The 15,746-nt window shown below is 65.7% G+C and carries 16 protein-coding genes; 15 read left to right on the top strand and 1 reads right to left on the bottom strand.

Going from position 1 to position 15,746, the window contains the following annotated elements; translation table 11 throughout:
- The first annotated feature begins 29 nt into the window (after positions 1–29).
- The 13 genes from D6B98_RS11070 (at position 30) to trmB (ending at position 11,790) form a co-directional block, all read left to right on the top strand.
- Positions 30–599 carry a NifU family protein gene (locus tag D6B98_RS11070; RefSeq protein ID WP_126257021.1) on the top strand — a complete coding sequence of 190 codons (570 nt, stop codon included), beginning with the start codon at positions 30–32 and terminating at the stop codon, positions 597–599.
- 202 nt (positions 600–801) lie between these two features.
- Positions 802–1,497 (top strand): tRNA (adenosine(37)-N6)-threonylcarbamoyltransferase complex dimerization subunit type 1 TsaB, encoded by a 696-nt coding sequence (gene tsaB, locus D6B98_RS11065; RefSeq protein WP_126257020.1) that lies wholly within the window; start codon positions 802–804, stop codon positions 1,495–1,497.
- The gene (rimI, locus tag D6B98_RS11060) at positions 1,494–1,979 is read left to right on the top strand and encodes a ribosomal protein S18-alanine N-acetyltransferase (RefSeq protein WP_126257019.1); all 486 of its coding nucleotides are present in this window, start codon (positions 1,494–1,496) and stop codon (positions 1,977–1,979) included. The genes tsaB and rimI overlap by 4 nt, the downstream gene beginning before the upstream one ends.
- Before the next feature lie 39 nt (positions 1,980–2,018).
- Positions 2,019–2,474 (top strand): Fur family transcriptional regulator, encoded by a 456-nt coding sequence (locus tag D6B98_RS11055; protein ID WP_126257018.1) that lies wholly within the window; start codon positions 2,019–2,021, stop codon positions 2,472–2,474.
- A 106-nt stretch (positions 2,475–2,580) separates the two neighbouring features.
- Positions 2,581–3,261: an HAD family hydrolase gene (locus D6B98_RS11050; protein WP_126257017.1), complete on the top strand. Its 681-nt coding sequence runs from the start codon at positions 2,581–2,583 to the stop codon at positions 3,259–3,261.
- A 183-nt stretch (positions 3,262–3,444) separates the two neighbouring features.
- Positions 3,445–4,839 (top strand): tRNA (N6-isopentenyl adenosine(37)-C2)-methylthiotransferase MiaB, encoded by a 1,395-nt coding sequence (gene miaB, locus D6B98_RS11045; RefSeq protein WP_126257016.1) that lies wholly within the window; start codon positions 3,445–3,447, stop codon positions 4,837–4,839.
- 64 nt (positions 4,840–4,903) lie between these two features.
- Positions 4,904–5,899 (top strand): PhoH family protein, encoded by a 996-nt coding sequence (locus D6B98_RS11040; RefSeq protein ID WP_126257015.1) that lies wholly within the window; start codon positions 4,904–4,906, stop codon positions 5,897–5,899.
- 61 nt (positions 5,900–5,960) lie between these two features.
- The gene (gene ybeY / locus D6B98_RS11035) at positions 5,961–6,470 is read left to right on the top strand and encodes an rRNA maturation RNase YbeY (protein WP_126257014.1); all 510 of its coding nucleotides are present in this window, start codon (positions 5,961–5,963) and stop codon (positions 6,468–6,470) included.
- Position 6,471: 1 nt separating this feature from the next.
- The gene (locus tag D6B98_RS11030; RefSeq protein WP_164718522.1) at positions 6,472–7,590 is read left to right on the top strand and encodes a hemolysin family protein; all 1,119 of its coding nucleotides are present in this window, start codon (positions 6,472–6,474) and stop codon (positions 7,588–7,590) included.
- On the top strand, positions 7,587–9,200 hold the full coding sequence (gene lnt / locus D6B98_RS11025; RefSeq protein ID WP_126257012.1) for an apolipoprotein N-acyltransferase: 1,614 nt from the start codon (positions 7,587–7,589) through the stop codon (positions 9,198–9,200). Before D6B98_RS11030 ends, lnt begins: the two co-directional genes overlap by 4 nt.
- Positions 9,201–9,422: 222 nt before the next feature.
- The gene (locus D6B98_RS11020; RefSeq protein WP_028133651.1) at positions 9,423–9,836 is read left to right on the top strand and encodes a helix-turn-helix domain-containing protein; all 414 of its coding nucleotides are present in this window, start codon (positions 9,423–9,425) and stop codon (positions 9,834–9,836) included.
- Between the two features lie 116 nt (positions 9,837–9,952).
- Positions 9,953–11,080: a M20 family metallopeptidase gene (locus tag D6B98_RS11015; RefSeq protein ID WP_164718521.1), complete on the top strand. Its 1,128-nt coding sequence runs from the start codon at positions 9,953–9,955 to the stop codon at positions 11,078–11,080.
- Positions 11,077–11,790 (top strand): tRNA (guanosine(46)-N7)-methyltransferase TrmB, encoded by a 714-nt coding sequence (trmB, locus tag D6B98_RS11010; RefSeq protein WP_126257010.1) that lies wholly within the window; start codon positions 11,077–11,079, stop codon positions 11,788–11,790. Before D6B98_RS11015 ends, trmB begins: the two co-directional genes overlap by 4 nt.
- Before the next feature lie 96 nt (positions 11,791–11,886).
- Here the strand turns inward: trmB and D6B98_RS11005 are convergent, their stop codons facing one another.
- Entirely contained in the window at positions 11,887–12,969 is a 1,083-nt protein-coding gene (locus D6B98_RS11005; protein ID WP_126257009.1) for a DUF2336 domain-containing protein, read from the bottom strand.
- A 359-nt stretch (positions 12,970–13,328) separates the two neighbouring features.
- Between D6B98_RS11005 and rimP the strand changes: the two genes are divergently transcribed.
- Positions 13,329–14,084: a ribosome maturation factor RimP gene (gene rimP / locus D6B98_RS11000; RefSeq protein WP_126257008.1), complete on the top strand. Its 756-nt coding sequence runs from the start codon at positions 13,329–13,331 to the stop codon at positions 14,082–14,084.
- Positions 14,085–14,086: 2 nt separating this feature from the next.
- Positions 14,087–15,697, top strand: coding sequence for a transcription termination factor NusA (gene nusA, locus D6B98_RS10995; protein ID WP_126257007.1), 1,611 nt, complete (start codon positions 14,087–14,089; stop codon positions 15,695–15,697).
- Positions 15,698–15,746 lie beyond the last annotated feature (49 nt).

Below are 15,746 nucleotides of genomic sequence, written 5' to 3'. Positions count from 1 at the left end.
CCTTGAACCGGCGACGTCTGGAGAAAACCATGTTCATTCAAACCGAAGCCACCCCCAATCCCGCCACGCTGAAATTCATTCCCGGCCGCGTCGTCGTCGACGGCAACCCGGTGGAGTTTTCGAGCCGCGAGGCCGCTACGCGCTCGCCGCTGGCCGAACGGCTGTTCGAGGTGCCCGGCGTCACCGGCGTGTTCTATGGATCGGATTTCATCACCGTGACCAAGGCGAGCGGTGAATGGCAGCAGCTCAAGCCCGCGATCCTCGGTGCCATCATGGAGCACTACATGTCCGGCGCGCCGCTGCTCGCAGACGGCGCGGCTGCCGAGGATGCCGATCTCGACGACGAGGACGAGTTCTTCGACGAGGCCGATGCCGAAACGGTCGACATGATCAAGGATCTGATCGAGACCCGCGTGCGGCCGGCGGTCGCCAATGACGGCGGCGACATCACCTTCCGCGGCTTCAAGGACGGCATCGTCTATCTCAACATGAAGGGCGCCTGCTCCGGCTGCCCGTCATCGACCGCAACGCTCCAGCACGGCATCCAGAACCTGCTCAAGCACTTCGTGCCCGACGTGGTCGAAGTCCGGCCGATGTGACGACGAAGTCGTCATTCCGGGGCGGTCCGGAGGACCGAACCCGGAATCTCGAGATTCCGGGTCTGGTGCTAACGCACCATCCCGGAATGACGGTTGACGTAGGCGGCATATCGGGGGCCCTGCAAATCGTGCGAGACGAATGGCGGATGGGCGTGTGGTCCGCTAGACTACTCGCCATTCGCCACTCGCCATTCGCTTTTCCATGCTGATCCTCGCCATCGATACTGCGCTCGACGCCTGCTCCGTCGCCGTGCTCGACACCGAAGCGGCCGAGCTCCTTGCGCAGGAGCAGCTTCTGATGAAGCGCGGCCACGCCGAAGCCTTGATGCCGATGATCGCGCGCGTCATGCGATCGGCCAATCTCGCCTTCACCGCGCTCGATCGCATCGCGGTCACTGTCGGTCCCGGAAGCTTTACCGGCCTGCGCGTCGGCATCTCGGCGGCGCGCGGCCTTGCGCTCGCGGCCGAGCGGCCGGCAATCGGCCTCACCACCTTGTCGGCCTACGCCGCCACCATCGTCGGCCAGAGCAAATCGGCACCGGTGATCTCCGCGATCGACGCGCGCCACGACCATGTCTATTTCCAGATCGTCGCCGGCGACGGCAGCCAGCTGGTGCGGCCGCGCGTCGCTGCCATCGACGAGGCGATCGCAGCCTCGCAGTTCGGCGCGCCGCATCTGGTCGGCAATGCCGCGAACATCCTCGCCGAGCGCTGGCCGAAAGATGGCGAGCAACCGGTCGCGGTCGACGCGCAAGCAGCGCCGGATATCGGCTGGGTCGCATGGCTCGGCGCCGCGGCCGACCCCGAGACAAATCCGGCGCGGCCGTTCTACCTGAAGGCGCCCGACGCAAAGCCCGCCGCACAGCCGCCGTTCGCAGCACAAGCTGCAACCTCATGATGAGATGGCTGTCGCAATGGTGGCGCGGCGGCACCGCCGCCGTCGAGCCCGCATCCATGCGCGACGCCGCGCGGCTGGCGCAGCTTCACGGCGCCTCCTTCGCGCACGGCTGGGGCGAAGGCGAATTCGAGACTATGCTCAATGAGCGCAACACGCTGGTGCACCGCTTGCGCCTGGGACGCAGGACCATCGGCTTCGCGGTATCCCGGATCGGGGCGGACGAAGCGGAGATCCTCTCGATCGCGGTGGACGAGGCCTATCGCGGCCGCGGCCTCTCCCGCATGCTGCTGATGACCCATCTCGGCCACCTCGCCGGGCGCGGCGTCCGCACAATATTTCTCGAAGTCGAGGAAAACAACCAGCCGGCGCGGCGGCTCTACGCCGGGTGCGGATTCATGGTGGTCGGGCGCCGCGAACGCTACTATAAGCAACCGAACGGGGAACAATTGAACGCCCTTCTGATGCGACGTGACTTGTCGTAACATCGGTGCCAGAAAGCGCCCCCGGCAGGCAGACAAACAATGACCGCACTGAAACCTTCTTCCGCATCCAAGGCGTCCGGCATCGAGGCGCGCTGTGCCGCCACCGGCATGCGCATGACCGAGCAGCGCCGCGTCATCGCCCGCGTGCTTGCGGAAGCGATCGACCACCCCGATGTCGAGGAACTGTACCGGCGCTGCGTCGCGGTCGACGACAAGATCTCGATCTCGACCGTGTATCGCACCGTCAAGCTGTTCGAGGATGCCGGCATCATCGAGCGCCATGACTTCCGCGAGGGCCGCGCGCGCTACGAGACGATGCGCGACAGCCATCACGACCACCTCATCAATCTGCGCGACGGCAAGGTGATCGAGTTCACCTCCGAAGAGATCGAGAAGCTGCAGGCGGAGATCGCCCGCAAGCTCGGCTACAAGCTGGTCGACCACCGGCTCGAACTCTATTGCGTCCCGCTCGACGACGACAAGCCGACCAGTTAGTGCCCTTGCGAATTCGGCACACCGGCGGCGTCGCTTCACCTCTCCCCGGCGGGGAGAGGTGGCAGCGTCCGCACCGCACCAGTCGTCTCAACCTCACCGCGAACTGATGTCCATCGATCTCATCATCTTCGATTGCGACGGCGTGCTCGTGGACAGCGAGGTGATCTCCTGCCGCGCCCATGCCGACGTGCTGACGCGGCACGGCTATCCGATCACGTCCGAGCAGGTGTTCGAACGCTTCCTCGGCCGTTCGACAAAACAGGCCAATCTTGAGATCGAGACCGAGCTCGGCCGCAAGCTGCCCGAGGCCTATCACGGCGATCTCCAGGACGAGCTGTTCCGCGCGTTCGAGGCCGACCTCGAGGCGATCCGAGGTATCCATGACGTGCTCGATGTCGTCACCCAGCGCGTCTGCGTCGCATCGAGCGGCTCGCATCAGCGCATGCGCGTGAGCCTCGGGAGCACCGGTCTCTACGAGCGCCTCGCGCCGAATATCTTCTCGGCCTCGCAAGTGAAGAACGGCAAGCCTGCGCCGGACCTGTTCCTGTTCGCGGCCAAGGAAATGGGCGTGCCGCCCCAGCGTTGCGTCGTGATCGAGGACAGCTTGGCCGGGATAGCCGGTACCCGGGCCGCCGGCATGACGGTGTTCGGCTTTTACGGGGGCAGCCATTGCCGCGACGGCTATGCCGAAACGCTGCGCGAGGCCGGCGCCGACCTGCTCTTTGCCGATATGCATCAGCTGCCCGAGCTGGTCCGGCGGGTCGAGGCAGACGCTTTGGCGGGCTGATTATTGCTGTCATTCCGGGGCGATGCACAGCATCGAACCCGGAATCTCGCGCTAAAACCTCCGGATTCCGGGTTCGCGACTGCGTCGCGCCCCGGAATGACGGGTCTGGAGGGCCCATTCGCTGGATTTTCGCCGCCCCAGCCTATATCTGAAGGGCGTCCTCCACCGCCATTTTCGGGTTCCATGACGCCGCCGCGCAAGCTGCACATCAAATCATATGGCTGCCAGATGAACGTCTACGATGCCCAGCGCATGGTGGACACGCTGGCTCCGGAGGGATTCGTGGAGACCGCGAGCGCCGAGGAGGCCGATCTCGTCATCCTCAACACCTGCCATATCCGCGAAAAGGCGTCCGAGAAGGTCTATTCCGAGCTCGGGCGCCTGCGCGTCGCCAAGGACGAGGCCGCGCGCGGCGGCCGCGCGATGCAGATCGCGGTCGCCGGCTGCGTGGCGCAGGCCGAGGGCGAGGAGATCGTGCGCCGCGCGCCGGTCGTGGACGTCGTGGTGGGGCCGCAGAGCTATCATCATCTGCCGGAGCTCTTGAAGCGCGCCGGCAACGAAGGCCGCGCGATCGAGACCGAATTTCCGGCCGCCGACAAGTTCGGCTTCCTGGCCCAGCCCAGGCCCGATGCGATCCGGGCGCGCGGCATTTCGGCCTTCGTCACCGTGCAGGAAGGTTGCGACAAATTCTGCACCTTCTGCGTCGTGCCGTATACGCGGGGCTCGGAAGTCTCGCGCCCTGTCGCGAAGATCGTCGACGACGTGAAGCGGCTCGCCGACAACGGCGTGCGCGAGCTCACGCTGATCGGGCAGAACGTCAACGCCTATCACGGCGAGGGGCCTGACGGAAAAACCTGGCCGCTCGGCCGATTGCTCGAACATCTTGCGACCATTCCTGGCATCGCGCGGCTGCGCTACTCGACCAGCCATCCCCGCGACGTTGACGACAGCCTGATTGCGGCCCATCGCGATCTCGGTGCCCTGATGCCGTTCGTGCACCTGCCGGTGCAGTCGGGCTCGGACCGGATTCTGGCGGCCATGAACCGCAAACATACCGCCGCCGATTACCTTGGGGTCATCGACCGTTTCCGCACCGCGCGCCAAGACATTGCTTTTTCATCAGATTTCATCGTCGGCTTCCCCGGCGAGAGCGAGCAAGATTTTCTCGCCACCCTCGCGCTTGTCACGCAAATCGGTTACGCTGCGGCTTATTCGTTCAAATACTCCGCCCGGCCGGGAACGCCGGCCGCGGACATGCAGGAGACGGTGTCCCCCGCCGAGATGGACCAGCGATTGGAGCGGCTCCAGGAACTGATCGATAGCCAGCAATCGGCCTTCAACAAGGCTGCGATTGGCTCAACGGTCGACGTGCTGTTCGAGCGTCCGGCGCGCAAGGAGGGCCAGATCGTCGGCCGCACCGCCTTCCTTCAGCCCGCCCATGTGATGGCCCCGCCCGACATCATCGGACAAATCCTGCCGGTCCGCATCGACAGCCTCGAACGCTACAGCTTTCTCGGCGAGCTCGTGACGCAGCGAAACGCGCGCGAGACCGCTTTATCGCAAGCCAGTGGAGCCTGAACCCTTGCCCAAAAGCGCATCGGATTCGTCTTCGTTCGCTCCCAGCCGCAAATTTGACCGCGACATGCAAGTTCCGCCCGAGACCCAGGTCGTCATCGACTTCGACGACAACCGCGCCGCTTCCGCGCTGGTCGGCCCTTACGGCCAGCACCTGGCGCAGGTCGAGCGGCGGCTCGGCGTCGTCGTCGATTCCAAGGGCAACCACATCACGATCGGCGGTACCCGCGACGGCTGCGACGCCGCACGCCGCGTGCTCGAGATGCTCTACGCGCAAGCCGTGAAGGGACAGGATCTCGACCAGGGCGAGGTCGAAGGCGCGATCCGCGCCGTGATCGCCCAGGGCTCGCTGTTCGAGTTCGACGCCAAATCGGCCAAATCGGCCTTCGACAGCATCAACTTGCGCAAGCGCCCGGTGCGCGCGCGCACCGCCGCGCAGGACTCCTACATTCGCGCGCTGAAGCGCCACGAGCTGGTGTTCGGCATCGGCCCGGCCGGCACCGGCAAGACCTGGCTCGCGGTGGCGCATGCCGCGCAGCTGTTCGAGCGCAAGGAGGTCGACAAGATCATCCTGTCGCGCCCGGCGGTGGAAGCCGGCGAGCGGCTCGGCTTCCTGCCCGGCGATCTCCGCGAGAAGGTCGATCCTTATCTTCGCCCGATCTACGATGCGCTCTACGACCTCATGGATGCGCGCATCGTCGAGCGCGCGCTGCAGACCGGCGAGATCGAGATCGCGCCGCTCGCCTTCATGCGCGGCCGCACCCTCACCAACGCCGCCATCATCCTGGACGAGGCGCAGAACACCACGTCGATGCAGATGAAGATGTTCCTGACCCGCCTCGGCGAGAACAGCCGCATGATCGTCACAGGCGATCCTTCGCAGATCGACCTGCCGAACGGCCAGACCTCGGGCCTCGCCGAAGCGACCCGCCTGTTGAACGGCGTCGAGGGCATTGCCCAAGTTCATTTCAAGGCCGAGGACGTGATCCGCCACGAACTCGTGGCGCGGATCGTCGCCGCCTACGAAGGTTCGCCGCAGCGGCCGGCCACCGGCCAATCCTGACGAGGCAACAGCTGGACCCCGGAGGGCGCGGACACGGCGCCTTTTCGTCCCAGACAACACCATGTCCCATCCCAACCTTCCCATGACCGAAGTCCTCGTCGTCGCCGATTGCTGGCAGCACGAGCCCGATTCCGAAGCCGTGATCCAGCGCGCGGTCGCGGCCGCCGCCGAAAGCGTCGATGAAGACGTTGCCGACGCCGAAGTGGCCGTGATGCTGACCGATGACGCCGGCATCCGCACCCTCAACAGCAACTGGCGGGGCATCGACAAGCCGACCAACGTGCTATCGTTTCCCGCACTCCAGCCGGAGGGCGGCTGGAAGCCGGGCGATGCGCCGCGCATGCTCGGCGATATCGCGATCGCCTACCAGACCATGCGGCGCGAGGCGGACGAGGAACAAAAGCCGTTCGACCACCATTTGAGCCATCTTGCCGTGCATGGTTTCCTGCACCTGATCGGCTACGACCACGAGAACGACAGCGACGCCGAGGAGATGGAAGCGCTGGAGACCCAGATCCTGGCGCACCTTGGAATCCCAGATCCCTATGCAGACCGCGCGGGGACGCACTGAGATGCCCGATTCCGACCCGGTCCACGACAATCCGCGCAACACGGCCAATCTGCCGGCCGTGGTGACGCCGGGCGAGGTGTTGCGCCCGACCGCCGATGGCTGGCTGTTGCGCGCCATCCGCACGCTGTTCGGCTGGAAGGCGGGATCGGTACGCGACGACCTCCAGGTCGTGCTCGATGCGACCACGCCTGGCGATTCCGGCTTCTCGGCGGTCGAGCGCACCATGCTGCGCAACATCCTCGGTCTGCACGAGCGCCGCATCGCCGACGTCATGGTGCATCGCGCCGACATCGTCGCGGTGAAGCGGGATATCCCGCTCGGCGAGTTGATGGACCGCTTCGAGAGCGCCGGCCATTCGCGCCTCGTGGTCTACAACGAGACGCTCGACGATCCCGTCGGCATCGTCCACATCCGCGACCTGCTCGCCTTCATGACCGTGCGCGCCCGCGTGTCGGAAATCACCAAGACCAAGCGCAAGAAGCCGCTGCCGGCCGGGCTCGACCTGCGCGCCGTCGATCTCGCGCTGCCACTCGAGGAAGCGCGCATCATCCGCAAGCTGCTCTACGTGCCGCCGTCGATGCGAGCGATCGACCTGCTCGCGCAGATGCAAGCCACGCGCATTCACCTCGCGCTGGTGGTCGACGAATATGGCGGCAGCGACGGGCTGGTTTCGCTCGAGGACATCGTCGAGCAGATCGTCGGCGAGATCGACGACGAGCACGACAGCGACGAGCCGCCTTCGATCGTGCGCCTGCCCGACAACGCCTTCATCGCCGACGCCCGCGCCAGCCTCGACGACGTCCGCTCGGTGATCGGCGAGGATTTCGTCACCGGCGAGGCCGGCGAGGAGGTGGAGACGCTGGGCGGCTATCTCGTCAGCTTCGTCGGGCGCCTGCCGGTGCGCGGCGAGGTGATCTCCGGCCCCGGCACTTACGAGGTCGAGGTGCTCGATGCCGATCCGCGCCGCGTCAAGCGGCTGCGCATCTCGACGCGGAAGGAGCGTCCCGCGCCGCGGACCCAGCGCGAGAGAAGCCGCCGCGAGGCCACGCCGGACAGCGGCCAGCCGCCCGCCAGCGACACACCCAGCCCGCCGCCGAGCGACGGGACCAGCCAACAGTGAGTCCGTTCCAGCGAGTTCGGCAAATCGCGCTCGCCATCATCCTCGCCTGGGGATGGAAGCGCGCGGTCATCGCGATGGGGTGCGGAGCGCTGTCGGTGCTGGCCCTGGCGCCGTTCAACCTCTTCCCCGTGCTGTTCATCACCTTCCCGGTGCTGGTCTGGCTGATCGACGGCGCCGGCGCCGGCCGATATGGCGGCGTTCCCGTTGCCGCGCTGACCGGCTATTGGTTCGGGCTCGGCTATTTCGTGCCCGGGCTGTACTGGATCGGCTACGCCTTCTTCGTCGATGCCGATGTGTTCGCCTGGCTGACGCCGTTCGCCGTGCTCGGCCTGCCGGCCTATCTGTCCATCTTCACGGCGATCGGCTTTGCGCTGGCGCGCCTGCTCTGGACCAAGAACGCCACGCGCGTGCTTGCGCTCGCAGCAAGCCTCACCATCAGCGAGTGGTTGCGCGGCCACGCGCTGACCGGCTTCCCCTGGAACGCGTTCGGCTATGCGTTGTCCGAGCCGCTGGCGCTGGCGCAGACGGCGTCGCTGATCGGCCTGTGGGGCATGACGTTCCTGGCTGTTGCGATCTTCGCGAGCCCGGCAACGCTGATCGACCGCACGCCCGATCGCCGCCTGCCGTGGCGCGTGCCGGCGGCGGCCATCGGGCTCCTGATTGTCATGAGCATTTTCGGCGCGATCCGCCTGTCGCTGCATCCGACCGCGATGGTCGCAGGCGCCAAGCTGCGCCTGATGCAGCCGAACCTTCAGCAGGACGCGAAATTCAACTACGCCGCCAAGACGGAGGTGATGAAGAAATACCTGGCGCTGTCGGACCGCGCCTCGGGCCCGCAATCGACCGGCGTGCGCGATGCCACCATCCTGATCTGGCCGGAATCCGCCTTTCCGTTCTTCCTGACCCGCGAAGCCGACGCGATGGCGCAGATCGCCGACCTTCTTCCGAAAGGCACCGTGCTGATCACGGGTTCGGTCCGCGCGCCCGACCTGCCGCGGGGCACGCCGATCACGCGTGCCTATAATTCGATCTATGTCATCGACCACGACGGCAGCGTGCTGACCGTGTACGACAAGTTGCATCTGGTGCCGTTCGGCGAATTTCTGCCCTACCAGTCGTTGATGGAGAAGCTCGGATTCGAGCAACTGACGCGTGTGCGCGGCGGCTTCATTCCCGGCACGGTACGGCATGCGCTGCAGGTCCCCGGCGCACCGCCCGTGCTGCCGCTGATCTGTTACGAAGCGATCTTTCCCGGCGAGGTTGCCGGACGCAACGAACGTCCGGGCTGGATCGTGAACCTCACCAATGACGGCTGGTTCGGCATTTCGACCGGTCCCTATCAGCATCTGGAGCAGTCGCGGATGCGCGCGGTCGAACTCGGATTGCCGCTGGTCCGCTCCGCCAATACCGGCATCTCCGCAGTGATCGATCCGGTGGGCCGCACTGTTTCCAGCCTCGGACTTGGAATCGAGGGCATTTTGGATGCAAATTTGCCCGCCGCGATCCCGCCGACCGTCTATGCGCGGGTGGGCGATGCGCCCGCAGCCATGCTTGTCGCGCTGGCCGTGTTTCTGGCCCTCCGCCGACGCGTCAGCAAGCGGCAGAGCTGATCGCGCCATCGCCGCGAAGGTAGCCGGAAACTTTTGACAACCGTAGTCCCACGGTTGACAGACTGCACGCGGGCTCCCCATTCTGCACCGGCTGCAAAAGACAGTGGTGCGTTGCTAAATTTCTCCGCAATGTTTCCCAATAACAGGGTTTGATTTGACGTTGCTTGCACCTGAGGCACTCCGATTGATTGCGCTTAAGGTGGTGTTTGGAGGGCTGAGGAAATGTCGAAAGCGCCCAACCCTGTTGACAAATATGTCGGCAGTCGCGTGCGTATGCGCCGCATCATGTTGGGCATGAGTCAGGAAAAGCTCGGTGACGCTTTGGGCCTGACTTTCCAGCAGATCCAGAAATACGAGAAGGGCACCAACCGGGTCGGCGCGAGCCGCATCCAGCAGATCGCCGAAATTCTGCAGGTGCCGGTGTCGTTTCTGTTCGAGGGCGGTCCGAGCGGCGTGCCGGGGCCGGATGGCTTCAGCGAAGGCGCCTCGCCCTCTTACGTCTCGGATTTTCTCGCGACCTCCGAAGGCCTGGCCTTGACCAAGGCGTTCACGCGAATCACCGATTCGAAGATGCGCCGCTCGATCGTCGATCTCGTCGAGCAGATCGCGGCCCGGGAAGGCCCCGACAAGCGCTGACGCGCCGTCCCGATGGCGATTTGAGACCGCGTGAAATCTGGCCTATGTCGTCATTTGTGGCCGCGCTTCGACGTGCGTCCGCTTCGGTGATGCGATTCAAAGGCACAGATGCACTCATGGCCAGCACAAATTGGTTCGATTCCCAAACTATCCTCGATGGCATCCGCCACTGGGTCGAGATCGAGACGCCGACGGAAGCGCCTGAGCAGGTCAACAAGCTGGTCTCCGAGGTGGCGGAGCAATATCGCGACTTGCCCGTCACGCTCGAGCGTGTCGCCGGCGTCGACGGCTGCGGAGATCATCTCCTGGCGCGCTCGACCTGGGGCCAGGACCAGCCGGGTATTCTGGTGCTGAGTCACCTCGATACCGTCCATCCCATGGGGTTCATCGAACGCCTGCCGTTCAAGGTCGAAGGCGACGTCGCCTTCGGTCCCGGCATCTACGACATGAAGGGCGGCGCCTACATCGCCCATCACGCGTTTGGCGCGCTGTGTGCGACGGCCAATCGCTCGCCGCTCGGCATCACGCACCTGTTCACCTCCGACGAGGAGATCGGCAGCCCGACCTCGCGCGCGCTCATCGAGCAGGAAGGACGCAAGGCCAAATACGTGCTGGTGACGGAGCCGGCGCGCGACGGCGGCAAGATCGTCACCGGACGCAAGGGCGTCGGACGCTTCCGCGTGTTCGTCAAGGGCGTGCCGGCGCATGCCGGCTCGCGGCCCGAAGACGGCCGCAGCGCCGTCCGCGAGCTCGCCAACGTCATCCTGGCGCTGGAAGGGATGAACGACCTCGCGCGTGGCGTCTCCGTCAATGTCGGCGTGGTGCGCGGCGGCACGCGCCCCAACGTCACGCCGGAAGAGGCCTATGCTGAAGTCGACCTGCGCGTGCTGAGCCTCGGTGACGCAGACGAGTTCGTCGGCAGGATTCTCGCCCTGACCTCGAAAACCGAGGGCGTCACCGTCACCGTCACGGGCGAGCTCAACCGCCCGCCCTACGAGAAGAGCAATGCGGGCGCCGCGCTGTTCGAACATGCGAAGACGCTCGCCGGCGAGATCGGCTTCGAGCTGATCGATACTCACACCGGCGGCGGCTCGGACGGCAATTTCACCGCTCCGCATACCGCAACGCTGGACGGGCTCGGCGTCGACGGCAAGGGCGCGCACACCCATTATGAGCAGCTCTATGTCTCCTCGCTTGCGCCGCGCGCGCGGCTGCTGCATCGCCTGTATCAGACGCTGCGATGAGCGAGCGCAAATCGGAGCCCGATCGCGACGACAGCGAGCGCGCCTTCTTCGGGCGCCGCAAGGGCCACAAGCTCAGGCAGCACCAGGCCGAGCTGGTCGATCATCTGCTGCCGCATCTTGCGCTCGACATTCACAGTGAGACGCCGGCGGACGCCCGCGAGATCTTTGGCCCCGCGACCGAAGATGTGCGGCTCGAGATCGGCTTCGGCGGCGGCGAGCATCTCGCGGCCGAGGCGCAGAAATTCCCAACGACCGGCTTCATCGGCTGCGAGCCCTACGTCAACGGCATGGCCAAGATCCTCGCGCAGATCGAGGCCGCCAATATCGGCAACATCCGCCTGTTTGCGGGCGATGCCGCCGAGCTGCTGGCCTGGTTGCCCAGGGCATCGCTGTCGCGGATCGACCTGATCCACCCCGATCCCTGGCCGAAGCGGCGGCACTGGAAGCGGCGCTTCGTTCAGGACCGCACGATCGCCGCGATGGCGCGCGTACTGAAGGAAGGCGGTGAATTCCGCTTCGTCTGCGATATCGACGATTACTGCGCCTGGACGCTGTCGCATCTTGCGCGCTCGCAGGACTTCGTCTGGCTTGCCGAACGCGCCGACGACTTCAGGCAGCCATGGGCCGGCTACACCATGACGCGCTACGGCCGGAAGGCCGCGCGCGAAGGACGCAAGGCGGCTTACTTGCGGTTTCGCAGAACTGGTTAGTTGTCATTGCGAGGAGCGAAGCGACGAAGCAATCCAGAATGCCTCCGGAGAGAAAGCTGGATTGCTTCGCTCCGCTCGCAATGACGGAGCGCGGCGCTAAATCGTCTGCCGGTTGCGCCAGAAATTCACGACGCGCTCGGCGGTCGTCGGCATCAGGCGCGTGAAGTTCGCGCGCGCGGCTTCGATGTCGGCATCGGCGGGAATGCGATGCGGTCCGTACCAGAGCAGGATGAGCGCGCGCACCGTGGGCCAGCCCAGATTCAGCACGCGGCCGACGATGAGAATCGGATCGTAGCGGTCGCCCGAAATCAGGCGTTCGAGAACCGAGAGGCGGACGCCGGACATCGCCGAGAGCGAGGCGATCGATTCCTCGTATTTGTTCGCCTTGGCGAAGCCGAGCAGCGCGCTCTCGCCGAGATGGCCCTCGCGATGCAAGGAGAGCACCGTGCGCTGGGCCGCCGAGAAGTCGCGCCGGGGTCCGGGCGGCAGCGCGGCTTCCTCGATCGCCGCCAGCGCGCGCTTGATCTCGACCTGGCGCGCGGGATTGACCACAGTGGAGAGGCGCCGGCGGATGACGTCGAGCGTCCCGTCGAGAAGCTCTTTCAGGTTTTCGCCCGAAAGGTCGTTGCGCTGGCCGATCTTGAGCGTCAGCACGCCGTCCCGCGCCGCGCGCTTGATCATCTCGGAATAGCTGCCGGGCGAGAACGACGCGCCGGCATTGCCGGCGGCTCGTCGCACCACGTCGCGATCGCCGCGCTCGACCAGCACATCGGTGATGGCAGCCGACAATGTCGGGCGCTCCGTCATCGCCAGCAGATGGCCCTGGCCCTTCAGCCGGGCGATCTCGACCAGAGCGGCGTCATCGAGCACGGGCGAGCGGCGCAGCACGGGGCCCGCCACCATGATCTCGTTTTCGCGCGCGAGTTGATTGATCAGGTGCGGCGGCGCGTTGTTCAGGTGCGAGAAGCGCTCGGCGAGGTCGGCGCGCGAGGCAAGCTCCGCATGCGGGACGAGATCGATCAGGAGATTGTCGAAGAGATCGATGAGTTCGGGCCGAAGATTGGCGGAATCCTGGAAGTACAATTCGGAGATGGCGCGCGCGATCTCGCCGCGCCGCCGCGGATCGCCGCGTTTGACGATATCGTCCAGTCCGGGAATGAGCGACGTGGCAACGGTCATGAAAACGCAACTCGATCAGGGCACGCCGCGGGTGCGCCCTTGGTCCAAGCCGCCCCACAATCGGGGAATTTAGCCTGCCCAGGTGAAGGAAGCGTTGCCGCAGGTGGGTCGCGGACCGGCGCAAAAAGGCCCCGTTCCCCCGCAATGGGCCTTGTCCGGGCAGGGGGAAAGCGCTATATCAGCGCCAATTCATCTTCTCATGCGATCCGCGTAGTGAGAGTGGGCCCGAAAGGACCCGCTCTTTTTTATTACCTGAACGCGGCGTGGCGGAAGATGCGGCCCGACGCGTGTCGGGGAAGTTCCGAAGCGGGCTTTGAAACCTTAACCAAGCCTTAACCATCGAGCGCCTGACCCTGGACATGACCGAGCCGAACCCTGGTTCCACGGACGCCGAATTGCTGGCCGAGCCGAGACTCGTGGTCGAGCCGGGCGTGGCAGCACGGGTGTCCGCGGTCGCAGCGCCGGTGCTGGAAGGCATGGGATATCGGCTGGTGCGGATCCGCATTTCCGGCGAGGCCGGCTGCACCGTGCAGATCATGGCCGAGCGGCCGGACGGCTCGATGCAGCTCGAAGATTGCGAGGCGATCTCGCGGGCGCTCTCCCCCGTGCTCGATGTCGCCGACCCCATCGATCGCGCCTATCGGCTGGAAATTTCCTCGCCGGGGATCGACCGTCCGCTGGTCCGCCGCTCCGATTTCGAGCGCTATTGCGGCCATCTGGTGAAGATCGAGATGGCGGTCGCCCATGAGGGACGCAAGCGGTTCCGCGGCACGCTCGGTGCCGTCGAAGGCGACCGCGTGCACCTGCGTCGCGACGACGCCAAGCCGGGTGACAACCCCGACGTGCTCCTGACCATGGAGGATATCGGCGAGGCGCGGCTGGTGCTGACCGACGAGCTGATCGCCGAATCCATGCGCCGCGGCAAGGCCGAGGAGCGCAAGATGCGCAGGGATCTCGGCCTGGAGCCGCCGGCTCCGCCGCACGCGGAGATCAGCGCGAAGATCACCAAGAACACCAAGCCGAAGAAGAAGCCGGCCCCGACCAACACGAAGAAGCATCGCCTTGCCGCCGAACGCGCGCGGCGCGGCGAGATCGATCCTGACCAAGGAGACTAGCCATGGCAGTCAGCGCCAATCGACTTGAATTGCTCCAGATCGCCGACGCCGTTGCGCGCGAGAAATCGATCGACCGCGGCATCGTCATCGCGGCGATGGAGGACGCCATCGCCAAGGCCGCGCGCGCCCGTTACGGCAGCGAGACCGACGTTCACGCCGAGATCGACCCGAAGAAGGGCGAGCTGCGGCTGTCGCGCCACATGCTGGTGGTCGACAAGGTCGAAAATCATTCCAACCAGATCTCGCTGGTCGACGCGCAGCGCGCCAATCCCGGTGCCCAGGTCGGCGACACCATCGCCGATACCCTGCCGCCGCTGGAATATGGCCGCATCGCCGCGCAGTCGGCCAAGCAGGTGATCGTGCAGAAGGTGCGCGAGGCCGAGCGCGACCGGCAATACCAGGAATTCAAGGACCGCATCGGCGACATCGTCAACGGCGTCGTCAAGCGCGTCGAATATGGCAGCGTGATCGTCGATCTCGGCCGCGGCGAAGCCATCATCCGCCGCGACGAGATGCTGCCGCGCGAAGTGTTCCGCAACGGCGACCGGGTCCGCGCCTACATCTTCGACGTCCGCCGCGAGACCCGCGGCCCGCAGATCTTCCTCTCCCGCACCCATCCGCAGTTCATGGCGAAGCTGTTCGCGCAGGAAGTGCCGGAAATCTATGACGGCATCGTCGAGATCAAGGCGGTCGCCCGCGATCCGGGCTCGCGCGCGAAAATCGGCGTGATTTCCCGCGATTCCTCGGTCGATCCGGTCGGCGCCTGCGTCGGCATGCGCGGCTCGCGCGTGCAGGCCGTGGTGAACGAATTGCAGGGCGAGAAGATCGACATCATTCCCTGGTCGCCGGATATCGCGACCTTCGTGGTCAACGCGCTGGCGCCGGCCGAAGTGTCCAAGGTCGTCATCGACGAAGACCGCGAGCGCATCGAGGTCGTCGTGCCCGACACCAACAACCAGCTTTCGCTGGCGATCGGCCGCCGCGGCCAGAACGTGCGTCTGGCCTCGCAGCTCACCGGCTGGGACATCGACATCCTGACCGAGCAGGAGGAATCGGAGCGCCGCCAGGCCGACTTCGAGAACTCCACCCGCGTCTTCATGGAATCGCTCAACGTCGACGAAGTGGTCGGCCAGCTGCTGGCGTCCGAGGGCTTCACCTCGGTCGAGGAACTCGCCATGGTGGACCTCAAGGAACTCGCCGGCATCGAGGGCTTCGACGAGGAGACCGCGCAGGAGCTCCAGAGCCGTGCCCGCGAATATCTCGAGCAGCAGGAAGCCGAGATCGAGGCGAGGCGCAAGGAGCTCGGGGTCGAGGACGCCGTCAAGGACGTGCCCGGCGTCACCTCCAAGATGCTGGTGAAGTTCGGCGAGAACGACATCAAGACGGTCGAGGACCTCGCCGGCTGCGCCACCGACGATCTGGTCGGCTGGACCGAGCGCAAGGAAGGCGGCGAGCCCACCAAACATCCGGGCGCGCTCGACGGCATCGATATCTCCCGCGACGATGCCGAAGCGATGATCATGCAGGCCCGCGTCAAGGCCGGCTGGATCACCGAAGCCGATCTCGCCAAGCCCACCGAGGAGGCTGAGGCGACCGAAGATCAGCCGGCCTGAGGCGTATTCAGCGCAAGCGGAGGCCGGTCTTGCTTAGAGAACACGCGAT

Source organism: Bradyrhizobium sp. LVM 105 (assembly GCF_003957705.1).
Taxonomy (GTDB): Bacteria; Pseudomonadota; Alphaproteobacteria; order Rhizobiales; family Xanthobacteraceae; genus Bradyrhizobium; species Bradyrhizobium frederickii.
This window is presented reverse-complemented; position numbering and strand designations above follow the sequence as displayed.

Excerpts from the sequence above, each read along its gene's own strand:
- D6B98_RS11005 (WP_126257009.1), bottom strand. The coding sequence starts at position 12,969 with ATGACCGTTGCCACGTCGCTCATTCCCGGACTGGACGATATCGTCAAA.
- D6B98_RS11030 (WP_164718522.1), top strand. The coding sequence starts at position 6,472 with ATGCCCGATTCCGACCCGGTCCACGACAATCCGCGCAACACGGCCAAT.
- D6B98_RS11050 (WP_126257017.1), top strand. The coding sequence starts at position 2,581 with ATGTCCATCGATCTCATCATCTTCGATTGCGACGGCGTGCTCGTGGAC.
- nusA (WP_126257007.1), top strand. The coding sequence starts at position 14,087 with ATGGCAGTCAGCGCCAATCGACTTGAATTGCTCCAGATCGCCGACGCC.
- D6B98_RS11070 (WP_126257021.1), top strand. The coding sequence starts at position 30 with ATGTTCATTCAAACCGAAGCCACCCCCAATCCCGCCACGCTGAAATTC.
- miaB (WP_126257016.1), top strand. The coding sequence starts at position 3,445 with ATGACGCCGCCGCGCAAGCTGCACATCAAATCATATGGCTGCCAGATG.
- trmB (WP_126257010.1), top strand. The coding sequence starts at position 11,077 with ATGAGCGAGCGCAAATCGGAGCCCGATCGCGACGACAGCGAGCGCGCC.
- D6B98_RS11015 (WP_164718521.1), top strand. The coding sequence starts at position 9,953 with ATGGCCAGCACAAATTGGTTCGATTCCCAAACTATCCTCGATGGCATC.
- D6B98_RS11020 (WP_028133651.1), top strand. The coding sequence starts at position 9,423 with ATGTCGAAAGCGCCCAACCCTGTTGACAAATATGTCGGCAGTCGCGTG.
- rimP (WP_126257008.1), top strand. The coding sequence starts at position 13,329 with ATGACCGAGCCGAACCCTGGTTCCACGGACGCCGAATTGCTGGCCGAG.
- D6B98_RS11055 (WP_126257018.1), top strand. The coding sequence starts at position 2,019 with ATGACCGCACTGAAACCTTCTTCCGCATCCAAGGCGTCCGGCATCGAG.
- rimI (WP_126257019.1), top strand. The coding sequence starts at position 1,494 with ATGATGAGATGGCTGTCGCAATGGTGGCGCGGCGGCACCGCCGCCGTC.
- D6B98_RS11040 (WP_126257015.1), top strand. The coding sequence starts at position 4,904 with ATGCAAGTTCCGCCCGAGACCCAGGTCGTCATCGACTTCGACGACAAC.
- tsaB (WP_126257020.1), top strand. The coding sequence starts at position 802 with ATGCTGATCCTCGCCATCGATACTGCGCTCGACGCCTGCTCCGTCGCC.
- ybeY (WP_126257014.1), top strand. The coding sequence starts at position 5,961 with ATGTCCCATCCCAACCTTCCCATGACCGAAGTCCTCGTCGTCGCCGAT.